Below are 20,319 nucleotides of genomic sequence, written 5' to 3' on the forward strand. Positions count from 1 at the left end.
GCGTGACCGATCGCGTGGCCATTGAGACGCTTGAGCTACGCGACTTTCGGAACATCGCGCACGCCACATTGCCGCTCCCACCGGACGGCATCGCGATTGTTGGTGATAACGGCCACGGCAAAACGAATTTGCTCGAAGCCATCGCGTATCTGGAACTCCTGCGTTCCATTCGCGGGGTGCGGGACCGCGACCTCGTGCGATTCGGCGCGGGCGCGTTCTTTATTTCGGCCACGGCCACCGGTACGGCGGCGCATCAGTGCACCGTGGGCGTCGATCGCGCGGGACGAAAGAAGGTCACCCTCGATGGCGTCGAGACGCCGCGCCTTACCGAAGCGCTTGGCGCAGTGCCCTCCGTAGGATTTTCGCCAGCCGATGTGGCGCTCATTGCCAGCGCGCCAGCGGAACGTCGTCGATTCATCGACATTGCGCTCGCGCTCACCTCGGCGCCTTATCTGCAAGCGTTGCGGTTGTATCGCGCAGCACTCGCACGCCGCAACGCCGCGCTGCGCGAGGCAGGGCGCCCCGGTGCCCGCCACTCCTCGGTGGCCGCGTGGGAGCCGGCGCTCGCGCAGCACGGCACCGTGCTCGTGCACGAGCGGCGCGACTGGGTGCGCACGCACGCCAGCGATTTTGCGCGCTTGTGCGACGCAATCGGCGAACGCGCGCCCATGGCCATCACGTATGCCTCAACCCTCGCCGAGAGTGGTGACGTGGCTGCCACGCTCACCGCGCAACTCGCCAAAGGACGCGAGCACGACATTCGGCGCGGTGTCACGCACACCGGACCGCACCGCGATGATCTTGCCGTGACACTCGGCGGGCGTGACTTGCGACTCGTCGGTTCGGCGGGACAGCAGCGCACGGCCGCGATTGCGCTGCGACTCCTCGAGGCCGCCACCTTTCGCGCGCGCCGCGGCGTGCAGCCGGTGCTCCTGCTCGACGATCCCTTTGCCGAACTCGACAAAGATCGTGCGCGCCGTGTGCTCGCGCTGTTGGAGCACGACGCCGACGCGGCGCGCGGCCAGACCGTGTTGTGTGTGCCGCGCGAAGATGAAATTCCCGCCGAGTTCACGCGGCTGGAGCGGTGGCACGTGCGTGACGGTGTGTTTGCGAGGGCCACGTGAGCCAGGACAAAAAGAGCAAACCCACACTCATCGCCGACGCGCTGAAAAGTTTTCTGCGCTCGCGTGGACTCGACGTGAAGATTGAGCGCGCACAGGTGCTCGTGCATTGGGCGCAGCTCGTGGGTCCGCAGATTGCCGAGGTCACGGCACCGAGAACAGTTACCGAAGATGGGACGCTGTTCGTTGGTGTTCGCACCCACGGATGGATGCAGGAACTGTCGATGCGCGAACGCGAACTTCTTGCTCGCATCAACGCGGATCCCGAGCGCCCCCCCATCCGGCGCATCCGCTGGGAACTGCTCCGCTAAGTCGTTGTATGACAGCGCGTTACGGAGCCGCCTCCCCGTTGCGCAATTGGCAGACAATCATTATTATTAGCGGTTGGGTTCGGGCGTCGAAGTTCGGCGTTTGTTCGAGCCCTGTTTTGCGCTAGTCTTTGCCCCTCCTCACCCACCGATCATGGCTAAGACGAACGACGCCGCCGAATCGCACTACGGTGCATCTGACATTCAGGTCCTCAAGGGCTTGGAGGCGGTTCGAAAACGGCCGGGCATGTACATCGGCAGCACGAGCAGCCGCGGCCTTCACCATCTCGTGTACGAGGTGGTCGACAACTCCATCGACGAAGCGCTCGCTGGCTACTGCGATAGCGTCAAAGTCGCGATCCATGCCGACAACTCGATTACCGTCGAGGACAACGGGCGCGGCATTCCGGTGGACATCCACCCGGTTGAGAAGATTCCGGGCGTCGAACTCGCCATGACGGTGTTGCACGCCGGCGGCAAGTTCGACAAGAACACCTACAAGGTGTCGGGCGGTCTGCACGGCGTGGGCGTGAGCGTGGTGAACGCGCTCTCCGAAACGCTAAAGGTGTGGATCAAGCGCGACGGCAAAGAGCACTACATGGACTTCACGCGTGGCGACACCACGACGAAGCTCAAGGTGCTCGGTAACGTCAAGCCCAAGGATTGCGGCACCAAGGTGTACTTCAAGCCCGATCATGAAATTTTCACCGAGCTCGTGTACGACTTCTCGATTCTCGCCACGCGTCTGCGCGAACTCTCGTTCCTGAATAAGGGCGTGAGCATCTCGCTCACCGACGAGCGCCCCGGTCAAGAAAAGACGGAGCACTACCACGCGAAGGGCGGTCTCAAGGAGTTCGTGGCGTACCTCAATGCCACCAAGAAGCCGTTGCACACGGAGATCGTCTATCTCGAAACCGAAAAGGACGACATCGGCATCGAGCTCGCGTTCCAGTACAACGACGGCTACAACGAGAACGTGTTCTCGTTTGTGAACAACATCAATACGCACGAGGGTGGCACGCACCTCACCGGCTTCAAGTCGGCGCTCACGAGCGTAATCAATAAGCACCTCGACAAATCGAGCTTCGCCAAGAAGGACAAAGAGGCCAAGCTCTCCGGCGAAGACGCCCGCGAAGGACTGACGGCCGTCCTCTCGGTGAAGGTGCGCGAGCCCCAGTTCGAAGGGCAGACCAAGACCAAGCTCGGCAATAGCGAAGTAGAGAGCGCGGTCAAGACGACGGTCAACGAATGGCTCGCGACGTACCTCGAAGAGCACCCGCGCGTGGCGAACATCGTGCTCGAGAAGGCGCTCGCCGCCTCCCGCGCACGAGAAGCGGCCCGCAAGGCGCGCGACCTCACGCGCAAGAAGTCAGCGCTCGACGTCGGCAACCTTCCTGGCAAGCTCGCCGACTGCTCGATGAGCGATCCGGCGATGTGCGAGCTCTACTTGGTCGAGGGTGACTCGGCCGGTGGCTCCGCCAAGCAGGGGCGCGACCGTATGTTCCAGGCCATCTTGCCGCTGCGCGGGAAGATCCTGAACGTCGAAAAAGCGCGCATCGATAAGATTCTCTCCAACGAAGAAATCCGCACGATCATCACGGCGATCGGCACGGGCATCAAGGAAGAGTTCTCCATTGAGAGCGCGCGCTATCACAAGATCATCATCATGACCGACGCCGACGTGGACGGTGCGCACATCCGTACGCTCCTGCTCACGTTCTTCTATCGGCAGATGCCCGAGTTGATCGAGAGCGGCATGGTGTACATCGCCCAGCCGCCGCTCTTCCGCGTGGCCAAGGGGAAGGAAGAGTACTACGCCTACGATCTCGCGGAACGCGACGAAATCGCCAAGCGACTCGGCGGTGGCCCGGACGGCAAAGCCAACATCAATCTCCAGCGCTACAAAGGCCTCGGCGAAATGAACCCCGACCAGCTCTGGAAGACGACCATGGACCCGGAGACGCGCACCATTCTCAAGGTGAACGTCGAAGATGCCGTGAGCGCCGACCAGATCTTCCAGACATTGATGGGCGACGAAGTCGAACCGCGCCGCCTGTTTATTGAAGTCAATGCGAAGTTCGCGTCGAACCTGGACATCTAGGCGAGTCAACGAAGCCGCAACGAAACGCAAACGGGGCGCTCCAGTGGAGCGCCCCGTTTGCGTTTCGCCCAACTCTTGCACACGCGACGTGCTATGGCAGTCGTTTGGCGGTTTGATCGCGACCGTTCTGCCGCATCACCAACGACGTGGCGCGGCCAGATGCGTCTGCGGAGAAGATGAGCTGCACATCGGCGACCTTGAAAAAGAACTCCGTGGTGGATTCCGCCCACAGTTGGTTCTTTTCCTGTGCCGTGGGCTGCACCCACAACGCATTGCCCTCGCGTGTGACGGTGAGGCGAAACGCGGGCGTGATTTCGTAGGTGCCAACGTAGCGGTCGAGAACGTCCGCACTGAGGGTGATGGACTTGCGAAGCCGCGGTGGCGTGACGACTGGGCTTTGCGCGTCGAGCAGGTGCAATCCGATGTCGTCGACGCCAGTCGAGGTGTTCGATAGCACCACGACGCCAATGTGCCGCGCAGCGTCGAATCCGGCGAAGGTACGATAGCCCCCCGTTCCGCCATTGTGCCAAACAATCGCGTGGCTATGCGACGCCGTCACATGCCAGTTGAGACCGATCTGGGTTGCACCGCCAGCGAGCCGCAGCGGGCGGTGGGCATCATGCATCGCCGCGCCGAGCGGACGGCTGGTGGAGTCGAGATTCGCAGCGAGGTAGCTGAGCATATCGTCCACGGTCGAGCGAATGGCGCCGGCGCCTGCCAGGGCATCGAGATCCCAGTTCGCAACAACGGCACCGTACGGCTCGTGCCCCGGCGCGAGACGCCGCCGCATGCCGTCGGTAAGTGTGATCCGCGTGTCGCGCATGCCCAGTGGATCGAGGATGCGCGTGGTCAGCAACGCTTCATATGACTGACCCGCCTTGAGGGCGAGCGCGTATCCCAGCAGGCCGACGGCAAGGTTGGAATACTCGTACTGTGCACCGATGTCGCGCGGGAGTTCGTAGCCGGAGAGAAAGGCGTACATGCGCGTCGCATCGTAGTCGGCAAAGGGATTCGCGGGGTCACGCGGCGCAAAGTTTCCAGGCATGCGCGGCAACCCCGACGTATGCGTCGCAAGGTCGACCAGCGTAATGCGTTTTCCACCGCGCTCGGGGATCTTGGCCGATGCGGGTAACAGGCTCGCCACTGGCTGATCGAGCGTTACTTCACCACGCCGCACCATATCGGCGAGCAACGTGCTCGTGAACGTCTTGGTGATGGAGCCGATTTCGAAGACAGATTTGCCGTCGAGCTGTTTGCCGCCGGGGCCGTAGCCGATCACGCGCCGGTGACCGTCTGCGTCAATCACGCCCACGACGATGCCGGCATTCCATCCACCATCCACGCGAGCGCGAATGATGGCGCGAATCGCTGAGTCCGCCGCGACCGATGCCTGCGTCCAACCGATGGTCGGCGCGAGAGCGGTTGCCGCGAGCACCAGAGCCGCGCGCACCAGTGCAGCGCGCACCAGTGCAGCGCGCAGGGAAGAAAACCGTGGCACCCGCATTAGTTCGCCCCGCCCGTTCCCTGTTTCAGCTGACGACCGAGGGCGACATGCACGCCTACCAAAATCGCGGCGGGAACGAACATCGCAAGTGAGAGGACCTGCCATCCGAGGGTATCCATGCCGCCTCCCGGAACTTTCCGGAAGAGGACAACGAGTGCGACGTACAGCGCTGCGATACCGCCTGCTGCTGCCATGGCGCCCATCGACGCCATTTTGCTGAACTTCTCCATAAGATTGCCTCCGCGATGGCCGGAAGATGGCCGCTAACGGAGGTGCGGCGCAAGCGGCCATCTCGCCGCGTGCGCCGCACGAACAGCTACCCAGTATGCTGGTGCCTCAGGCGGCGACGGCCACCATTTCCTGCGCCATGACAGCGGCCTGAAGCCCTTGTACCACTTGATCGCCAATGGTGGCCACGCTGAATCCTGCGGCGGGGCCGATCAAGCGCATCGGAATCCCCGCATTGAGCGCGTGCGTGCGTGCGCCAAGCGTTCTCGACTGATTGGAGAACGACGGCACCGTCAATCCTTCCTCGACGCGGGCCACCGCGTGCAGGCGCACCACAGAGGGATCGCTGATGAACCCGAGCGTCATGAGCGACTCGGCGACCTTCCGCAACGCCTGGTCCGGCGCGACGGGAACACCGCCCCACGCGTATTCGAGCGTCAGGCGCATGCGTGATGTGTCTTCTCCGCCGTTGCGGCTTTGATTGGTCACGCAGTACGGGAGCGCCACGCCTGCGGGCACGATCAGCGTGCCCGTGTCGGGTCGGCGACAGGCGCGCGCATCAATTGTCACGCACGCCACATCGCGTCGCTCACGATCCAGCTTCTCTGGCGGACGGAGTCCTGCGGCGCGGTGGAAGTTCGCGAGCCCGCCGCCCCACAGGAGCTCGCGCCCCTCGTACACCGTATCGCCCTGGGTCACGGCCACGCCCATCGCGGTCGGCGCGACATTCGTAATGGTCCCCGTGCGCCACGACACCTGTGGCGACCGTTCGAGTCGCTCGCGGAGTTGCGCGACCATCTGGCCCATGGAGAGCCCTGCCACCACATGGAATGGCGTTGCCGGCATCGCCGAACGATCACCCGCAATGCCACGGCGCACGGTCTCGGGCCAATAGAGCGGCATGCCGATGGAACGCGAGTATCGCGCGAGGCTGCGCGGCGCTCCGTTGGGGCCAATCATCTTTCGCAGGAAAGGCGCGAGAAAACGGTCGTGCAGCGTGCGCCCGTGATTGGCGAGCGAGGCGACCTCGAGGTCGAGTGTATCCCACAGGCCGTCGGCGTGTTTGTTGCGCGCGTGCATCAACGATTCGCGGTCGGCAGGCAAACTCACGACGTCGGCGAAGATGCGTTCGCGGAGCGCGCCCGGCAGCATCGACAAGCCGTGAATGTTGGTGTCGCACACAAAATCCGGAACGACGGTCCCGTCATACCAGAGTTCCATCGCCGGCATGCGCACGAGGGGCAGTTGCAGTTCGTCTTCCACCCATTGGCGCACGATTCCAGCAAAGCGTCCCCAGTCGTTGCGTACATCGGGGTCGTACGTTCGCGGATCATGCGCCGCACACAGGTCATCGTGTCCGAACTCGAAGGCCGTGAGCCCGAGGTCGAACGCCAGTCCGTCGGCGCGGATGCCGGCGTGCCGTCCACCCACATGTGAGCCAGACGTCAGCAACGTGACGGGACGGCCCTGCGACGCAAGCGCGTCAGCCGCGACGAGCGACGCAAGTGCGCCGCCGGCGATGATGGTGTTCATGACTTCTCCGTGAAACGTCCGACAGCGAACGACCTGCGGGTGAACGATTTCAAGCGAGGCGAATCAGACGGGCGCCCCCTGCGGACCAACGTGCAACACACCGGTCACGCGCCAACGCGGCACGTGTGAGAACGGCGACAAAAATGATCGATATTCATTGAGATGCATTCAGGGCAGAGATTACCCAGTCACCTGCAGCTTTTGCCGATCTGAGACGACCGGTGGGCGATGACTCAGCCCCGGTGCGCCGATCCACTTGGCGCGGGCGCGGAACGACCGCAGCACCGCTCGCCCACGCGACGCCCACGACCTGTACGGCCGGAGGCCAACAACGCTCGCGTGAAAACAGGGATTCGCGCATAGGGCTGGTTTGTGAGAGAGTACACAGACCGTATGCGCAGAAACCGTGCCACTGAACTGCTCAGTAACCGGTCTTATTGCCCGATTTCTTCAACCCCAGCAGCGCTGACTCGGTGAGAGACCAGAGGGCGCACCTGGGCGGCTCCGTCGCCGATGCGAATCGCGAGAGCTAAGGCGGCACGACCGGCCGCCACCCCGGCGCTATCGCGGGCTTCAATGACGGCGAGTGAATCGCCGGCTCGCACGGCCTGCCCTGGGCGCGCGGTGATGCGGAAACCGACCGAACCGTCTACCGCATCTTCCATAGAACTGCGGCCGCCGCCAAGCGCCGTGATCCCGCGCCCGACCGCGCGCGGCTCCACGGCGGTCACCACACCATCACGGGTGGCGAGGTACGGCTCGCGGCACGTTGGCTGCGGGAGCACGAGGTGCGGGGTGTCGCACACGCGGGGATCACCGCCCTGCGCGATGACGATCTCGCGGAACTTCTCGAGTGCTGCACCGCTGGCGAGCGCGGACTCGAGGCGCGCCCTTGCCTCCGCCAATCCGCTGGCCACGCCGCCCAGCACGAGCATTTCCGCGCCGAGGCGCAGCGTGAGTTCGCGCAGATCGGCGGGGCCGCCGTTGCGGAGCGCCGCGATGGATTCCTCCACCTCATTCGCATTGCCGCACGCTTCGCCGAGTGGCGCGTCCATGTTGGTGAGGAGCGCCACCACCGGGCATGCGTGGCGCTCGCCCAGCGCAATCATCGTCTGCGCGAGGCGAATGCTGTCGCTGATATTCGGAAGAAAAGCACCCGCACCGGTTTTGACATCGAGCACGAGCCCCGTGAGCGACTCCGCGAGTTTTTTGCTCATGATGCTCGCGGCGATCAGCGGAATCGCTTCGACCGTCGCGGTGGCATCGCGCATGGCGTAGAGCTTTTTGTCGGCCGGGGCGATTTCGCCGGTCTGCCCAATCAGGGCGCAGCCGAGCCGCGCGACTTGCGCGGCGGCTCGATCGAGGGTGAGCCGTGTGTCGAAACCGGGGATCGTCTCGAGCTTGTCGAGCGTGCCGCCCGTGTGCCCGAGTCCGCGGCCAGACATCATCGGCACCGCCACGCCGCAGGCGGCGACGAGCGGGGCGAGCACAATCGAGACTTTGTCGCCCACACCGCCCGTGGAATGCTTGTCGACCCGCCCCATCGGGAGGTGGCTCAAGTCGAGCGATCGTCCGCTGCGGAGCATCCCCTCCATGAGCGCGACGGTTTCGTCGTCGTCGAGCCCGCGAAAGAAAATGGCCATCAAGAGCGCGGAAATTTGATAGTCCGGTGCCTGGCCGGTGGCAATATCGCGGGTGAGCGCGCGCCATTCCTCGCCGGAAATGCGCCCGCCGTCGCGTTTGCGTTCAATAAGATCGCGCAGCGTCATTGACCCGACCGGATGGCGGGCTCTACGTTTTGACTATAGATGCCGTCCCACTTCTCAAGATTCTGCATGCGGTACCGGATACTCGCGGTGATGTCGGCGTTGCTGACGGCGGCCCTGCCGCTCCTAGCGCAGTCGGCCCGGGAGCAGATTGCGCTGGGCGACCGAGCCTATGCCGATCGTCGGATTGACGCCGCGATTACCGCGTACGTCACCGCGCTCCGGGCGGAACCTAAAAACTACGAAGCCCTCTGGAAAGCCGCACGCTCCACCATGGACCATGGGGTGAGCCTTCCCAAGGGGGAACAGCAGGACTCCGCTTTTACGCTCGCCGAGCGATATGCGACGGCGGCCGTGCGGGCGAATCCGCGGGACCCTCAGGGGCATTATCTTTTGGCGCGCGTCATGGGCGTGCGGTCCATGGGCACCAGCGTCATGACGCGCATCCGGTACGGCAAAGTCGTGCGCTCCGAGGCGCTCGAGGCGATGCGCTATGATTCACTCCATCCGGGTGCGTTGCACGTCATGGGGATGTGGAACGCCGAGGTCATGCGGTTGAACGGGGCGTCGCGCGCCTTTGCGCGGTCGTTCTTGGGCGCCGATGTCTTTGCGCTCGCCAGCTGGGCCGAAGCCACGCGCTATCTGGAGCGCGCGGTGGCGGTGGATGGCGACCGGATTGTGCATCACCTCGACCTCGCCGCCGTGTATCAAGATCAGGGTTTGACTGCGAAAGCGCGGGAGCAGTATTTGTGGATCACCCGCGCACCCGAGCGCGAACCAAACGATGCCGTGTTCAAGCGGCGGGCCGCCGACCGACTGAGGAAACCGTGAACGACGACGTTGCCCGACTCGAAGCGCAGGTCGCCGAACTGACGCGCGAACGCGATCACCTGAAGGCGATCGTGGACATCCTGCAGGAAATCAGCGCGTCGCTGCATTTCGTAGACATCCTCCAAGCGATCTCTCGCAAACTCGGCGAAGCGTTTGGACTCGATCGCTGCTCAATCTTCCTCGCCGGCGAGCGCCAGGAAGTGCGGTTGGTGGCGAGCTACGAGGATCCCTCCATCCGAAATCTGGTGGTGGACCTCGACCGGTATCCCGAACTGAAGCGCGCGTTCGAAAGTGGCGAGACGGTCTTTGTGCCCGACGCGCTGCACGATCCGGCGTATGCAGCGATGCGTCACCAGTTGGTGGAGCGCAACGTTCAGTCGATTGTCGTGGTGCCGATTCGCTGGAGAGCCGACACCATTGGCGCGATTTTTCTGCGCACCGAGCGCGGGGCCAAGCCGTTCAGCGATGTGGATGTGCACTTTTGCCAAGTGGTGGCCGACCTCACCGCCAAGGCGCTGCGCAACGCGCACCGTTTTGAGAACGTGGTGCGCACCTCCACCTCACAGCCGGCGGAGCATCGCCAGGCCGAGCTGCAGCGCATTGCACTCGTGGCGTATTTACGCCGATTGCTCGATCGTTTTGCGGGAACCGAAGACCACATGTGGTCGGAGACGCTGCTCCCCAAGGCATCCGACGAAGAGCTCGAGCGACTGGTCAGTGTGTCGATGCAGGTGCTCGACGAGGAGTCCAAAGGGTGAGCAGCGAGTCCCGCGCCGCTGAGTTGCGTCGTACGCTAGAACAGGCGTCGCACGACTACTACGTGCTCGACCGGCCGACATTGTCGGATCGGGAGTACGACACGCTCTTTCGCGAACTGCAGGCGTTAGAACGCGACCACCCCGCGCTGCGCACACCCGACTCACCCACGCTCCGCGTGGGCGCCGAGCCGGCGTCGAATTTTCAGAAGCACACGCACCTGATTCCGATGATCTCGCTGGACAACGCGTTCAGCGACGACGAAGTCGCGGAGTGGGACGAGCGCGCGGAGCGCATTGTGGGCGAGGCGGTGCACGCGTGCGGCTATTCGGCGGAACTGAAGATCGATGGCGCCGCGGTGAGCCTGACCTACGCGAATGGCGTGCTGGTGACAGGCGCCACGCGCGGCAACGGCACCGTGGGCGAAGACGTCACGGTTAACCTGCGCACGATCCGCGAGATTCCCCTGCGGCTGCGCGGCACGGGGCATCCGGCGCTCATTGAAATTCGCGGCGAAGTCTATTTTCCCTTTGACGCCTTCGAACGCCTGAACGACGAACGCGCCAAAGCGGGCGAGCCGGTGTTCGCCAATCCGCGCAACTCAGCGGCGGGCTCCCTGCGCCAGCTCGATTCATCGGTAACGGCGGCGCGGCCACTCCGGTTCTTTGGCTACGCCTACGCCATTCCCGGTGTGGAACAGATGCCATTTGCCACACAGAGCGAGTTACTGAAAACGCTCGCGTCGTGGGGCATTCCCGTGGCGCCGCATCGGCGCTGGTGCCAGACGCTCGCCGACGTGTACGAGCACGCCCATGCGATTGAGACGCGACTCCGCGCCGAGTTGAACTTTGGCATCGACGGCATGGTCGTGAAGGTGGACTCGCTCGCGGTGCAAGCGGAGCTCGGCATTGTGGGCGGACGCGTGCCACGTTGGGCAACGGCGCGCAAGTTTGCGCCGGACATCGCCGAAACAAAACTGCTCGCCATTGAAGTGAATGTCGGGCGCACCGGGAAGATCAATCCGTACGCGGTGCTCGAGCCTGTGGAAGTAGGCGGCACGACGGTGCGCTACGCCACGCTCCACAACTTCGATCTCATTCTGCAGAAGGATCTGCGCGTGGGCGACGTGGTACTGCTCAAGCGTGCGGGCGAAGTGATTCCGCAAATTATTGGGCCGGTGCCGGAAAAGCGTGACCCCAAGCATCCGCCTCAGCCACCGAAGACACCCGACGTGTGCCCGTCGTGCGGGCGCCCCGTGCGCGTGGAAGAGAAGGACGTGTTCTGCGAGAATGACCGCTGCCCAGGACGTCGCCTCGAAGCGATTGTGCATTTTGCGTCGCGCTTGGCGATGGACATTAACGGGCTGAGCTACGCGCGCATTGAACAGCTCGTGCAGGAAGGGCTCGTGCACGACGTCGCGGACCTGTACTCATTGAAGGCCACCGACATCGCGGCGCTCGAGCGGTTTGCCGAAAAGAGCTCGCAGGCGCTGGTGGATGCCATTGCGGCGTCCAAAGCGCAGCCGCTTTCGAAATTGCTCTTTGGCATGGGCATCCGTCACGTCGGCGAAGAGGCGGCCCGGATGTTGGCGCGCCGGTTCCTGAACATGCGCGACCTCGCCGCGGCGTCGCTCGAAGAGATTGAAGCGGTGCACGGCATTGGGCCGACCATCGCGGCCTCGGTGCGCGATTATTTCGATGACGCGGCGACCGCCGAACTGCTCGATCGACTGGAGAAAGCAGGGTTACAGTTCGAGGAGCCGCAGACCGTCGAAGTGTCGAGTGCCTTCCGGGGGCTCACAGTCGTCATCACAGGAACCCTGCCAACGCTGAGCCGGCCCGATGCCAAAGCGAGGATTCAGGCGGCGGGGGGCAAAGTGACGGACTCGGTATCGAAGGCCACCAACCTGCTCGTGTGCGGCGCCGACGCCGGCAGCAAGCTGGAGAAGGCCAAGGCACTGGGCACCGAGATCATTGATGAAGCCGAACTGTTGCGCCGTCTCGCGCGCTGACCGACCCTGACCCCGACCGCCCCCGTGGATCTCGCATCTTCGCAACTCGTCGCCTTTCCCCGTCAATCACTCGCGGCGCTCCGCGCGGCGCTGATGCGGGACGTTGGCGGCAACTTTGCTACGTACCTTCAGGAATCCGGCTTTGCCGGCGGCTCCGCCGTGTACTTGGCCTTTACGGCGTGGCTGGCGGCCAAGCAGGCTCCCGCGCCCGACACACTCGGCGTGGAGGCGTTCCAAGAACAGGCCACTCTCTTTTTCCGCGAAATGGGATGGGGCGGCATGTCCGTGGGCTCGCTTGAGGGGGTGGTCGCGACCATCGACGCAGCCGACTGGGCCGAGGCCGATCCGGCATCGGCCATGCCCTACCCCTCCTGCTACTACAGCATGGGGCTACTAAGCGATTTCTTTGGCCGCACCGCCGACGCGCCGCTTGCGGTGCTCGAAGTGGAGTGCCGCTCGAGCGGCCAGCCGCGGTGTCGTTTTCTCGTGGGCTCGTCGGATGTGATGCTCAAACTCTACGAGCGCATGGCGGACGGCGTCGGCTATGTAGAGGCGGTGCGCGAACTGGCGTAGCGATCCGCGAAGCCGCACGTGGTATTGAGGGCGCGGTGCCGATGGCGCCGCGCCCTCTGTCGTTCCGCTAATACGGCCGGTGTCCGCTGTTACCGCTTGTACTTGGGATTCGGCGAGAGCGCGCCGTCGATCAAGATTTCGCGGTCCCAAGGCAGGACGATCTCGCTCTCGGTTTCGAGCGCGAAGTAGTCTGGCAGGAAGTCCCCGGTTTTGAAGCTCACGGCGGTGCGAACGTCGGCGGCACCGGCGTTCACGATCGCGGCGATCGCGAGGCGGAGGGTGTCGCCCGAATCGCAGGTCTCGTCCACGATCAGCACTTTCTTTCCGCGCACGTCCGGGGGAGCGGACCCAAAGACGGCAGGGGTTTCGCGCACGGTTTCGGCGCGGTACCGGCGGCTGACGATGATCGAGTGGAACGGCAAGTCGAGCATCGCCGAAATGACGGCGGCAGGCACCACGCCGGCGGTGGCCACCCCGACCACGAGTTCGGGATCGAACTCGCGTGAGACGCGTAGGGCGAGGGCTCGCGACAGTTCGCCGAAGAGCGGCCAATCCACCTCAAATACGTCCTTCGCCGGGCGCGCGGGCGATTTCTTAGGCATCGGAAGGCCGGGTTGGAGTAGCCAAGTCCTGCCTTCGGAAGCTATGTATTGGACGCTGGCGGGGGAACCTTCGGTTCCCCCCTGTCTGGTTGGTGCATAGCTTGTGCCTTCGAGGGGGCGCGGTGCGTCCTTGTGTGGGGGAAAACACCCCCACAAAGCCTTATTTTCTCCAATCTGCCAAACACCCCGATGTCCTGGTTGAGCCGCCTGCTCGGCGGCTGGTCTGAGAGCGACGTCAAGCCGCAGCGCCTCGACTATCTCAACGAGGCGCTGGTGCTCGAGCGTCAGGGTGACTACGACGCCGCGTTGACGTCGTACCGTCTTGCCCTGCGCGACAAGCCCGACGACTTGCGTGTGCTCCAGAACATGGCCATCGCGTTTTCCCGCACGGGCCGACTCGAAGAAGCGGTGCGCGCGTACCGCCGGTCACTCGAAATCGACCCGACGCTCTCGGGCGCGCATTACGGGCTGGCCTTTCTGCTGATCAAGCGCGGCGATCCCGCCGGCGCCGAGAAGCACTTGCGCGCCTTCCTCGCGCAGCCGCCGGCTGGCGAAGAATCTGAACGCTGGATCCGCCACGCCCAGGCCACGCTTGAACAGTTGCAACACCCCGCTGGCGGCGAGCCGTCAGCGCACGAGGGATAGCGTGGGCAAGATCTTGGCAGTGGTAAGTCAGAAGGGGGGAGTGGGCAAAACCACGACGGCGGTGAATCTCGGTGCCGCCTTTGCGCGACGCGGCCTCAAGTCGCTGATCGTGGACGTGGACCCCCAGGGCTCCGTGAAGTACGGCGCCGGACTCCGCAAAGGGCACACCCCATATGGCTTTGCCGATTTTCTTCGTGGCGAGCGTTCGCTCCGCGAGGTGATTCTCCCCACGGCTCTTCCGTGGTTGCGCGTGATGCTCGCTGGCAGTGTCTCAGAAGACGCCGATCACACGAAGTACGCGCAGGAAATCGCCGAGGGGGACCTCCTCCCCCGCATGCTCGCCACGGCCGCGGAGCGGTGCGATATCGTGGTGGTGGACACGCCACCCGGACTGGGCGCCATCACCCGTCGTGTACTCGCCTCGAGCGACCGTGTGCTGGTGCCGCTCCAATGTGAACCGTTGGCGCTCCAGACAACCCCGCAGATCCTACGGGGTATTCAGGATGTGGTGACACATCATCCCGCGCTAATCTTTGACGGTATCCTCCTGACGATGTACGAGGCGGGGAATCCTGCGTGCGAGCGAACGGCGGAGTACATTCGTAGCCATGTGCCGCCCAATCTCGTGTTTGATCTCGTGATTCCGCGGAGTGCCGCGTTGAGCGATGCCTTTGCCGCCGGGCAGCCCGCCGTCTTGCGGGCGCCGTCTGATGTCGCGTCGCAGGCGTACGTGAACCTCGCGACGCGCCTCGCGGAGCGATTCGCGAAATGAACCGCCGGTCACTCTGGCGTGCGCCGCTCGCCGTGGTGGCGGCCGCGTGGTTCGGTGCCTGCACCACGGTGAGCACGAGTCCCACGACCATCGCGGCGATGGAGTTTGACTCGCTCGCCTATCCGTCAATCGTCACGGGCGACACGCTCCGCGATTCGCTTGGGAAAGCCGCTCCGCTGCACGCCGTGGCGTTCAACGGCAACGGCGCGGTCATTGCCAATCCGTCTATTCGCTATCTGCTACTCGACAGCGGCGTCACGATCGGTGCAGGTGGCATCGTCACGGCGCAGGCGCGTAGCGGTACTGCCAACATCGTGGCGTCGGCCAACGGCATTCAGACCAAGGCTCGGCCGCTGATCATCACGCGTCGGCCAGATTCGGTGGTGGTCACCGGCAAGCTGGTTGACACGTTGCGCTACGTATTGCCTGACGAAGCTGGGCTGAACGTGACCGCCGAGTTGGGGGTGCGCGTGGCGACCTTCGACACGACCGGGGGCGTCAAGAACACGCAGGGCTGGCTGGTGAGCTACCAGCTGCTGTTCGCCGGCAAAGTGGTGGCCAAGACGGATACGACCGTCGCCTCGCTCTGGACCACGGGGTCACAGAACGGATCGCTAGTGGACACCACGGACGCCAACGGGCTCGCGTCGCGCCGCGTGCGGATTCGCGCGCTGGGGCTCCCGTCGGCGGCGGAATCGGTGGTGGTGATTGCCACGGTCCGTTACAAAGGCGCGGCAGTTCGCGGAAGTCCGGTCCGTTTCGTAATTCATACGAGACCCAAGTAACGCGGAGAGTGTCCCGATGATCGTTCGCGGCGAAGCCCGGCCAGCGCCTGGCACCCTGACGCAACTGTTTTTCGACACCATCGACCAGCACAGCCGCCCCGACGCGTATCAGGTGAAGCGCAACGGACGCTATGTGGCCATTTCACACGCCGAGATGCTGGAGCATGTGCGCCGCATTTCGTTCGGCCTGCGCACGATCGGCATCAACCGCGGCGACAAAGTCGCGATTCTCTCGGAGAACCGCCCGGAATGGGCGTTCGCCGACTGGGCCTGTCTCACGGGATGCTGCGCCGACGTACCGGTGTACCCAACGCTGCCCGCCGAACAGATCACGCACGTGCTCGCGAACTCGGAATCGGTGGCGCTCTTTGTGTCATCCAAGATGCAGGCCGCGAAGATCGCGCAGATTCGCGCCAATCTTCCGCTGCTCAAGCACGTCGTGATCTTTGACGACGAGAAGCCAGAAGGCGTAGACATGACGCTCGCCGAGCTCGAAGCACGCGGTGCGGCAGTCGACACCGCCGAGCGGGCGGTGGCGTGGCGCGCAGAGGCGCTGACGGTGAAGCCAAACGACTTGGCCACGATTATCTACACGTCGGGCACCACGGGGCTCCCCAAGGGCGTGATGCTCTCGCACGACAACCTGTACTCGAACGTCATCGGCTGCACGCAGAAGATTCCGTTCACCGGTCAGGACACGGCACTCTCGTTCCTGCCGCTCTCGCACAGCTTTGAGCGGATGGGTGACTACCTGTTTTTTGCCACTGGGACGTCGATTGCGTACGCGGAGTCGATGGACACGGTGCCGTTTAATCTGCAGGAAGTGCGGCCGACATTTGCGATGAGCGTGCCGCGTCTGTATGAAAAGATGTATGCCCGGGTGTTGGAGAATGCGCTCTCCGGCGGAGCGCTCAAGAAGCGTATCTTTTTCTGGGCGCGCGCGGTGGCGGAACGCTGGGCTGACGTCAAACTCGCCGGCGGGACACCAGGCGGACTACTGGCGTGGCAGTATGCTATGGCGCAGAAACTCGTCTTCAGCAAGCTGCAGGAGCGTACCGGCGGTCGGTTGCGCTACTTCGTGAGCGGTGGTGGACCTCTTGCCCCTGAAATCAACAAGTTCTTCTACGCCGCCGGCTTGACGATTCTCGAAGGCTACGGCCTGAGTGAAACGTCGCCCGTGATGACGGTGAACACGCCGAAGGATTTTCGCATCGGCGCCGTCGGCAAACCGATTGCGGGGGTAGAAATCACGATCGCTGCTGACGGCGAGATTCTCACCCGCGGCCCGAATATTATGCAGGGCTACTACGGCAACGCGCAGGCCACCGCCGAAGCCATTGATGCCGACGGGTGGTTGCACACGGGCGACATTGGGGTGATCGAGGACGAGTTCATCCGGATCACGGACCGCAAAAAGGACATTATTGTGACCGCCGGCGGCAAGAACGTCGCGCCGCAGCCGATCGAGAACGCGGTCAAGACGAACAAGTATGTGTCGCAGGCCGTCATGATCGGCGACAAGCGCAAATACTGCATCATGCTCGTGGTGCCCAATTGGGATTCACTCGAGAAATGGGCGGGCCGCAAGAACATCATCTGGACGGAGCGCGCGCAACTGCTGGAGATGCCGACGATTCAGGCCAAGATGGATAAGGAAGTGCGCAAGCAGTTTGTCGGCCTCGCGAATTACGAGACGCCAAAAAAAATCGCGCTCCTAGAGCACGATTTCTCGGTGGAGCGCGGCGAGTTGACGCCGACGCTCAAGGTGAAGCGGCGCGTGATTGACAAAGACTACAAAGCGTTAATCGACACCCTATTCGTTGAGGGTGCGGCGCACTAGCGTCGGCGGAGTTCCACCGGCGCCGACACCGTTCCATCGCGCTCGCCCACCCACTGCCGCTCGTCGCGCGCCAGCACCGTGATGCCATTCGGTACGGGCGTTTCGGCAGGCGCCACGAGCCGGCCCTTGGGGAGGAGCGCGTCGGCCGCTTCCTGCGCCAGCGCGCCCGACGCGCGGCTCAGCGCTGCGCCACGTAGCGACTGGGCCGTCACCGGCACCGCGTCGCCTGCCCCGCGGAGCACGGCGTGCCCCTGACAGTTCAGCGGCGGGCCGTGCAGCACAAAGCGTGCAGGTGCGACGTCCGCGAGCGCATCAGCAAACACGCACAGCGGCCCCTCGAGCAGATACGTGCCGCCGCGTTCGTCAAAGGCGAGAAAGGCCGCAATCCGCGTGATCTCATCCTCGTCGCCGCTAATGCCGCCGGCCACGTGCGCCGCGTTGTCATGTTGGCCAAACCAGGCGGCGCCGTCACGAATGACATATTCTGCCGAGCACACCGGACAGCCGAGCACACCTTCGATGATGTGCCGCCCTTCACTCCGCGACGCCGACGCGACGAGCCACGACGACGCATGGTCGCCTGGGCACCGCAGCGTTTGCAGGAGGTCAACGTGCACGAAACGCTGGCCGCTCAGCTGCGCGAGAGGCGCAGTTCGTCGATGGTCACGTGCGCGGGCTGGCTCACCACAAAGAGCACCGCGCGCGCCACATCTTCGGCGCGCAACATCTGATCGCTCGTCGGGAGCCCAGCCGGCGCTCCGGCCCGCGCGGCGCCCCAGATCTCCGTGTCAGTCGCCGCCGGCGACACAAGCGAGGCCCGCACGCCGGTGCCCTGCGTCTCGGCGCGCAACACTTCGTGCACGGCGCGCATCCCAAACTTGGACGCGGCATAGGCCGCGTTGAGCGGAAACGTGTGTCGGTCCGCGATGGAGCCGATGGTCACGAGGTGACCGCGCCCCGCCGCGAGCATCGCGGGCAGAAAGGCGCGGGCCATTCGGAACGGCGCCACGAGATTCAGGTTGAGCGTGGCGGCAAAGGCATCGGCAGATTCCTCCGCGGCACGCGCCAAGTGAAAACTCCCTGCGTTGTTTACGACGATGCGCGGCGACTCACCCAGCACGGCGCCAATCTGTTCGACGGCACGCGCAACAGCCGCGGCGTCGGTGAGATCGCACGGCACCACGTGCGCGCGCGCGCCGAGTTCCGACGCCAGCTCCTCGAGCGCCGGCCGACCGCGCGAAACGAGCGCCACGGTGGCACCGGCGCCCGCCAACGACCGCGCAATGGCCTCACCGATACCGCGCGAGGCCCCCGTGACGACGGCGGTGACCCCGTCGAGTGACGACGGAAGGGTGGCGCCCGGAGTGGTAATCACCGCATGGGCGACGAAGGCGCGTATGCCAAGCGCAGGAACTCGTCGCGCGTCTTGGCGTCGTCGCGGAACGCACCCTTGAGCGAGGAGGTGAGCGTTTTGGAATTCTGCTTCTCAACACCGCGCATCATCATGCAGAGGTGGTACGCTTCAATGACCACGCCAACGCCAACCGGTTGCAGCACCTCTTCGATGGCCTGCGCGATCTGCTCGGTGAGGCGTTCCTGTACCTGAAGCCGGCGGGCGAACACTTCGACAATGCGCGGCAATTTTGACAACCCCACAATGCGCCCATTCGGGATGTAGGCGATGTGCGCCTTCCCAAAGAACGGCAGCATATGGTGTTCGCACATCGAATAGAGTTCGATGTCGCGCACCATGACCATCGAGTGATGCGATTCTTCGAACACCGCATCGCCGACGACATCCTGCACGTTCATCTGATACCCGCGCGTCAGCCAGGTCATGGACTTGGCCACACGACTCGGCGTCTTGGCGAGCCCGTCGCGCTGGGTGTCCTCGCCGAGGAGTTCGAGCTCTCGGCGGATGAGATTTTCGAACTCGAGTTCGCGACCGATGCTCAGTTCGCCACCCGATTCAAAGGGATCATCGGCGGCATCAATACGCCCCGTGCTCCTCAGACGCGTCGCGTCACTGCCCTTCATATTCGACATAGTTGTTCTCCGTTTCCCAGAGACGGAGCCGCGAGAGGCGGCCCGGGCGCAGCGCAGGTTCGAGCACGCGCCAGCACGCAAGAATAATGTTCTCGCTCGTGGGATTTGTTCCCGACAGGAACGGCACGTCGAGATTGAGGTTCTTGTGGTCGACGTGCTGGACAAATTCGGACTCGACAATGCGTTTGACGAGTCCAAGGTCAATCACGTACCCCGTGGCCGAGTCTGGCTCCCCCGTGACTGAGACTTCGAGGACGTAGTTGTGCCCATGCCAGTTCGGGTGGTTGCACTTGCCGAAGATGCGTGTGTTTTCGGCGTCGCTCAGGGCCGGGTTGTGGACCCGGTGGGCGGCGTTGAAGGTGAGACGGCGGGTGACGGTGAGGAGAGGCATAGGGGACCACGAGAGAAGAAACAGAGAGCCCCGCCCCGAGTGGGACGGAGCTCTCTATAGGGGGAAACGAAGAGGTTTTTTGAAGCCCTGTCGAATGTATGAGGCCCTCACCCAGCTTTCCGCCTTCCCGCCGTGCGGGCATGACGTCAACCGAGATATCGAACCCACCCGGAAGGACTTATCGGCTCAAAAGATAGGCCTCTTCGCTCCTGCTCTGTTCGAATGTAGGTTTCGGCATCAGGCGAGTCAATCAGTAGTTCACCCCTTTACGAGCGCCCCATGGATCTCGGACTTGTTGCGGCAGTGGCGATGCTCGTGGTATGGGCGGCCGGCACCTTCTTTTTTGACGCACCGGGCTGGATTCATGCGCTCCTAACGGTCGGCGTGTTCCTGATTGTGCAGCGCGTGGTGGCGCTCTCCTCCGCGCCGGCCAAAGGCGGAAAGATCGGGAAGCACGGCAAGGGCAAATAGGACTCGCGCACCGCGGCGCGTAGGGCGTGTCGCCC

At 63.9% G+C, this 20,319-nt stretch carries 21 protein-coding genes; 12 read left to right on the forward strand and 9 right to left on the reverse strand.

The window, feature by feature from the left end:
• Positions 1 to 2: 2 nt before the first annotated feature.
• From recF to gyrB, 3 genes are all read left to right on the forward strand, one after another.
• Positions 3 to 1,124, forward strand: coding sequence for a DNA replication and repair protein RecF (recF, locus tag NTZ43_02020; GenBank protein ID MCX5765987.1), 1,122 nt, complete (start codon positions 3 to 5; stop codon positions 1,122 to 1,124).
• On the forward strand, positions 1,121 to 1,432 hold the full coding sequence (locus tag NTZ43_02025; protein ID MCX5765988.1) for a DUF721 domain-containing protein: 312 nt from the start codon (positions 1,121 to 1,123) through the stop codon (positions 1,430 to 1,432). The genes recF and NTZ43_02025 overlap by 4 nt, the downstream gene beginning before the upstream one ends.
• A 151-nt stretch (positions 1,433 to 1,583) precedes the next feature.
• Positions 1,584 to 3,530 carry a DNA topoisomerase (ATP-hydrolyzing) subunit B gene (gyrB, locus tag NTZ43_02030; protein MCX5765989.1) on the forward strand — a complete coding sequence of 649 codons (1,947 nt, stop codon included), beginning with the start codon at positions 1,584 to 1,586 and terminating at the stop codon, positions 3,528 to 3,530.
• 91 nt (positions 3,531 to 3,621) lie between these two features.
• Here the strand turns inward: gyrB and NTZ43_02035 are convergent, their stop codons facing one another.
• The 4 genes from NTZ43_02035 to NTZ43_02050 form a co-directional block, all read right to left on the reverse strand.
• Entirely contained in the window at positions 3,622 to 5,034 is a 1,413-nt protein-coding gene (locus NTZ43_02035) for a serine hydrolase (GenBank protein ID MCX5765990.1), read from the reverse strand.
• Complete coding sequence (locus NTZ43_02040; GenBank protein ID MCX5765991.1) at positions 5,034 to 5,264, reverse strand: hypothetical protein; 231 nt, start codon at positions 5,262 to 5,264, stop codon at positions 5,034 to 5,036. The genes NTZ43_02035 and NTZ43_02040 overlap by 1 nt, the downstream gene beginning before the upstream one ends.
• Positions 5,265 to 5,370: 106 nt before the next feature.
• Positions 5,371 to 6,795: an NAD(P)-binding protein gene (locus NTZ43_02045; protein ID MCX5765992.1), complete on the reverse strand. Its 1,425-nt coding sequence runs from the start codon at positions 6,793 to 6,795 to the stop codon at positions 5,371 to 5,373.
• 434 nt (positions 6,796 to 7,229) lie between these two features.
• A complete protein-coding gene (locus NTZ43_02050; GenBank protein MCX5765993.1) occupies positions 7,230 to 8,564 on the reverse strand; it encodes a thymidine phosphorylase in 1,335 nt (444 codons plus the stop codon).
• A gap of 66 nt (positions 8,565 to 8,630) precedes the next feature.
• Between NTZ43_02050 and NTZ43_02055 the strand changes: the two genes are divergently transcribed.
• From NTZ43_02055 to NTZ43_02070, 4 genes are read left to right on the forward strand one after another with little or no spacing between them, the layout of a single operon-like run.
• A complete protein-coding gene (locus tag NTZ43_02055; GenBank protein ID MCX5765994.1) occupies positions 8,631 to 9,392 on the forward strand; it encodes a hypothetical protein in 762 nt (253 codons plus the stop codon).
• On the forward strand, positions 9,389 to 10,150 hold the full coding sequence (locus NTZ43_02060) for a GAF domain-containing protein (protein ID MCX5765995.1): 762 nt from the start codon (positions 9,389 to 9,391) through the stop codon (positions 10,148 to 10,150). Before NTZ43_02055 ends, NTZ43_02060 begins: the two co-directional genes overlap by 4 nt.
• Entirely contained in the window at positions 10,147 to 12,159 is a 2,013-nt protein-coding gene (gene ligA / locus NTZ43_02065) for an NAD-dependent DNA ligase LigA (protein MCX5765996.1), read from the forward strand. Before NTZ43_02060 ends, ligA begins: the two co-directional genes overlap by 4 nt.
• A 24-nt stretch (positions 12,160 to 12,183) precedes the next feature.
• Entirely contained in the window at positions 12,184 to 12,732 is a 549-nt protein-coding gene (locus NTZ43_02070) for a hypothetical protein (protein MCX5765997.1), read from the forward strand.
• A gap of 89 nt (positions 12,733 to 12,821) precedes the next feature.
• Here NTZ43_02070 and NTZ43_02075 read toward each other — a convergent pair whose 3' ends face one another.
• The gene (locus NTZ43_02075; protein ID MCX5765998.1) at positions 12,822 to 13,334 is read right to left on the reverse strand and encodes a phosphoribosyltransferase; all 513 of its coding nucleotides are present in this window, start codon (positions 13,332 to 13,334) and stop codon (positions 12,822 to 12,824) included.
• Between the two features lie 189 nt (positions 13,335 to 13,523).
• On the opposite strand from NTZ43_02075, the gene NTZ43_02080 reads away from it, so the two are divergent.
• Genes NTZ43_02080 through NTZ43_02095 form a run of 4 tightly spaced genes read left to right on the forward strand, consistent with a single transcriptional unit; the run spans position 13,524 to position 17,376 of the window.
• The gene (locus NTZ43_02080; protein MCX5765999.1) at positions 13,524 to 13,979 is read left to right on the forward strand and encodes a tetratricopeptide repeat protein; all 456 of its coding nucleotides are present in this window, start codon (positions 13,524 to 13,526) and stop codon (positions 13,977 to 13,979) included.
• 1 nt (position 13,980) lies between these two features.
• A complete protein-coding gene (locus NTZ43_02085; protein MCX5766000.1) occupies positions 13,981 to 14,751 on the forward strand; it encodes a ParA family protein in 771 nt (256 codons plus the stop codon).
• The gene (locus NTZ43_02090) at positions 14,748 to 15,536 is read left to right on the forward strand and encodes a hypothetical protein (protein ID MCX5766001.1); all 789 of its coding nucleotides are present in this window, start codon (positions 14,748 to 14,750) and stop codon (positions 15,534 to 15,536) included. Before NTZ43_02085 ends, NTZ43_02090 begins: the two co-directional genes overlap by 4 nt.
• A gap of 16 nt (positions 15,537 to 15,552) precedes the next feature.
• On the forward strand, positions 15,553 to 17,376 hold the full coding sequence (locus NTZ43_02095; GenBank protein ID MCX5766002.1) for a long-chain fatty acid--CoA ligase: 1,824 nt from the start codon (positions 15,553 to 15,555) through the stop codon (positions 17,374 to 17,376).
• Here NTZ43_02095 and NTZ43_02100 read toward each other — a convergent pair.
• Genes NTZ43_02100 through NTZ43_02115 form a run of 4 tightly spaced genes read right to left on the reverse strand, consistent with a single transcriptional unit; the run spans position 17,373 to position 19,813 of the window.
• Positions 17,373 to 17,993 (reverse strand): hypothetical protein, encoded by a 621-nt coding sequence (locus NTZ43_02100; protein ID MCX5766003.1) that lies wholly within the window; start codon positions 17,991 to 17,993, stop codon positions 17,373 to 17,375. The two genes, NTZ43_02095 and NTZ43_02100, sit on opposite strands and share 4 nt — an antisense overlap.
• A gap of 14 nt (positions 17,994 to 18,007) precedes the next feature.
• On the reverse strand, positions 18,008 to 18,751 hold the full coding sequence (locus tag NTZ43_02105; GenBank protein ID MCX5766004.1) for an SDR family oxidoreductase: 744 nt from the start codon (positions 18,749 to 18,751) through the stop codon (positions 18,008 to 18,010).
• A complete protein-coding gene (gene folE / locus NTZ43_02110) occupies positions 18,748 to 19,422 on the reverse strand; it encodes a GTP cyclohydrolase I FolE (protein MCX5766005.1) in 675 nt (224 codons plus the stop codon). Before folE ends, NTZ43_02105 begins: the two co-directional genes overlap by 4 nt.
• Complete coding sequence (locus NTZ43_02115; GenBank protein MCX5766006.1) at positions 19,400 to 19,813, reverse strand: 6-carboxytetrahydropterin synthase; 414 nt, start codon at positions 19,811 to 19,813, stop codon at positions 19,400 to 19,402. The genes folE and NTZ43_02115 overlap by 23 nt, the downstream gene beginning before the upstream one ends.
• Before the next feature lie 279 nt (positions 19,814 to 20,092).
• Between NTZ43_02115 and NTZ43_02120 the strand changes: the two genes are divergently transcribed.
• Entirely contained in the window at positions 20,093 to 20,284 is a 192-nt protein-coding gene (locus NTZ43_02120) for a DUF5670 family protein (GenBank protein MCX5766007.1), read from the forward strand.
• Positions 20,285 to 20,319: the final 35 nt, after the last annotated feature.

It is taken from the genome of Gemmatimonadota bacterium, assembly GCA_026387915.1.
Classification (GTDB): domain Bacteria; phylum Gemmatimonadota; class Gemmatimonadetes; order Gemmatimonadales; family Gemmatimonadaceae; genus Fen-1231.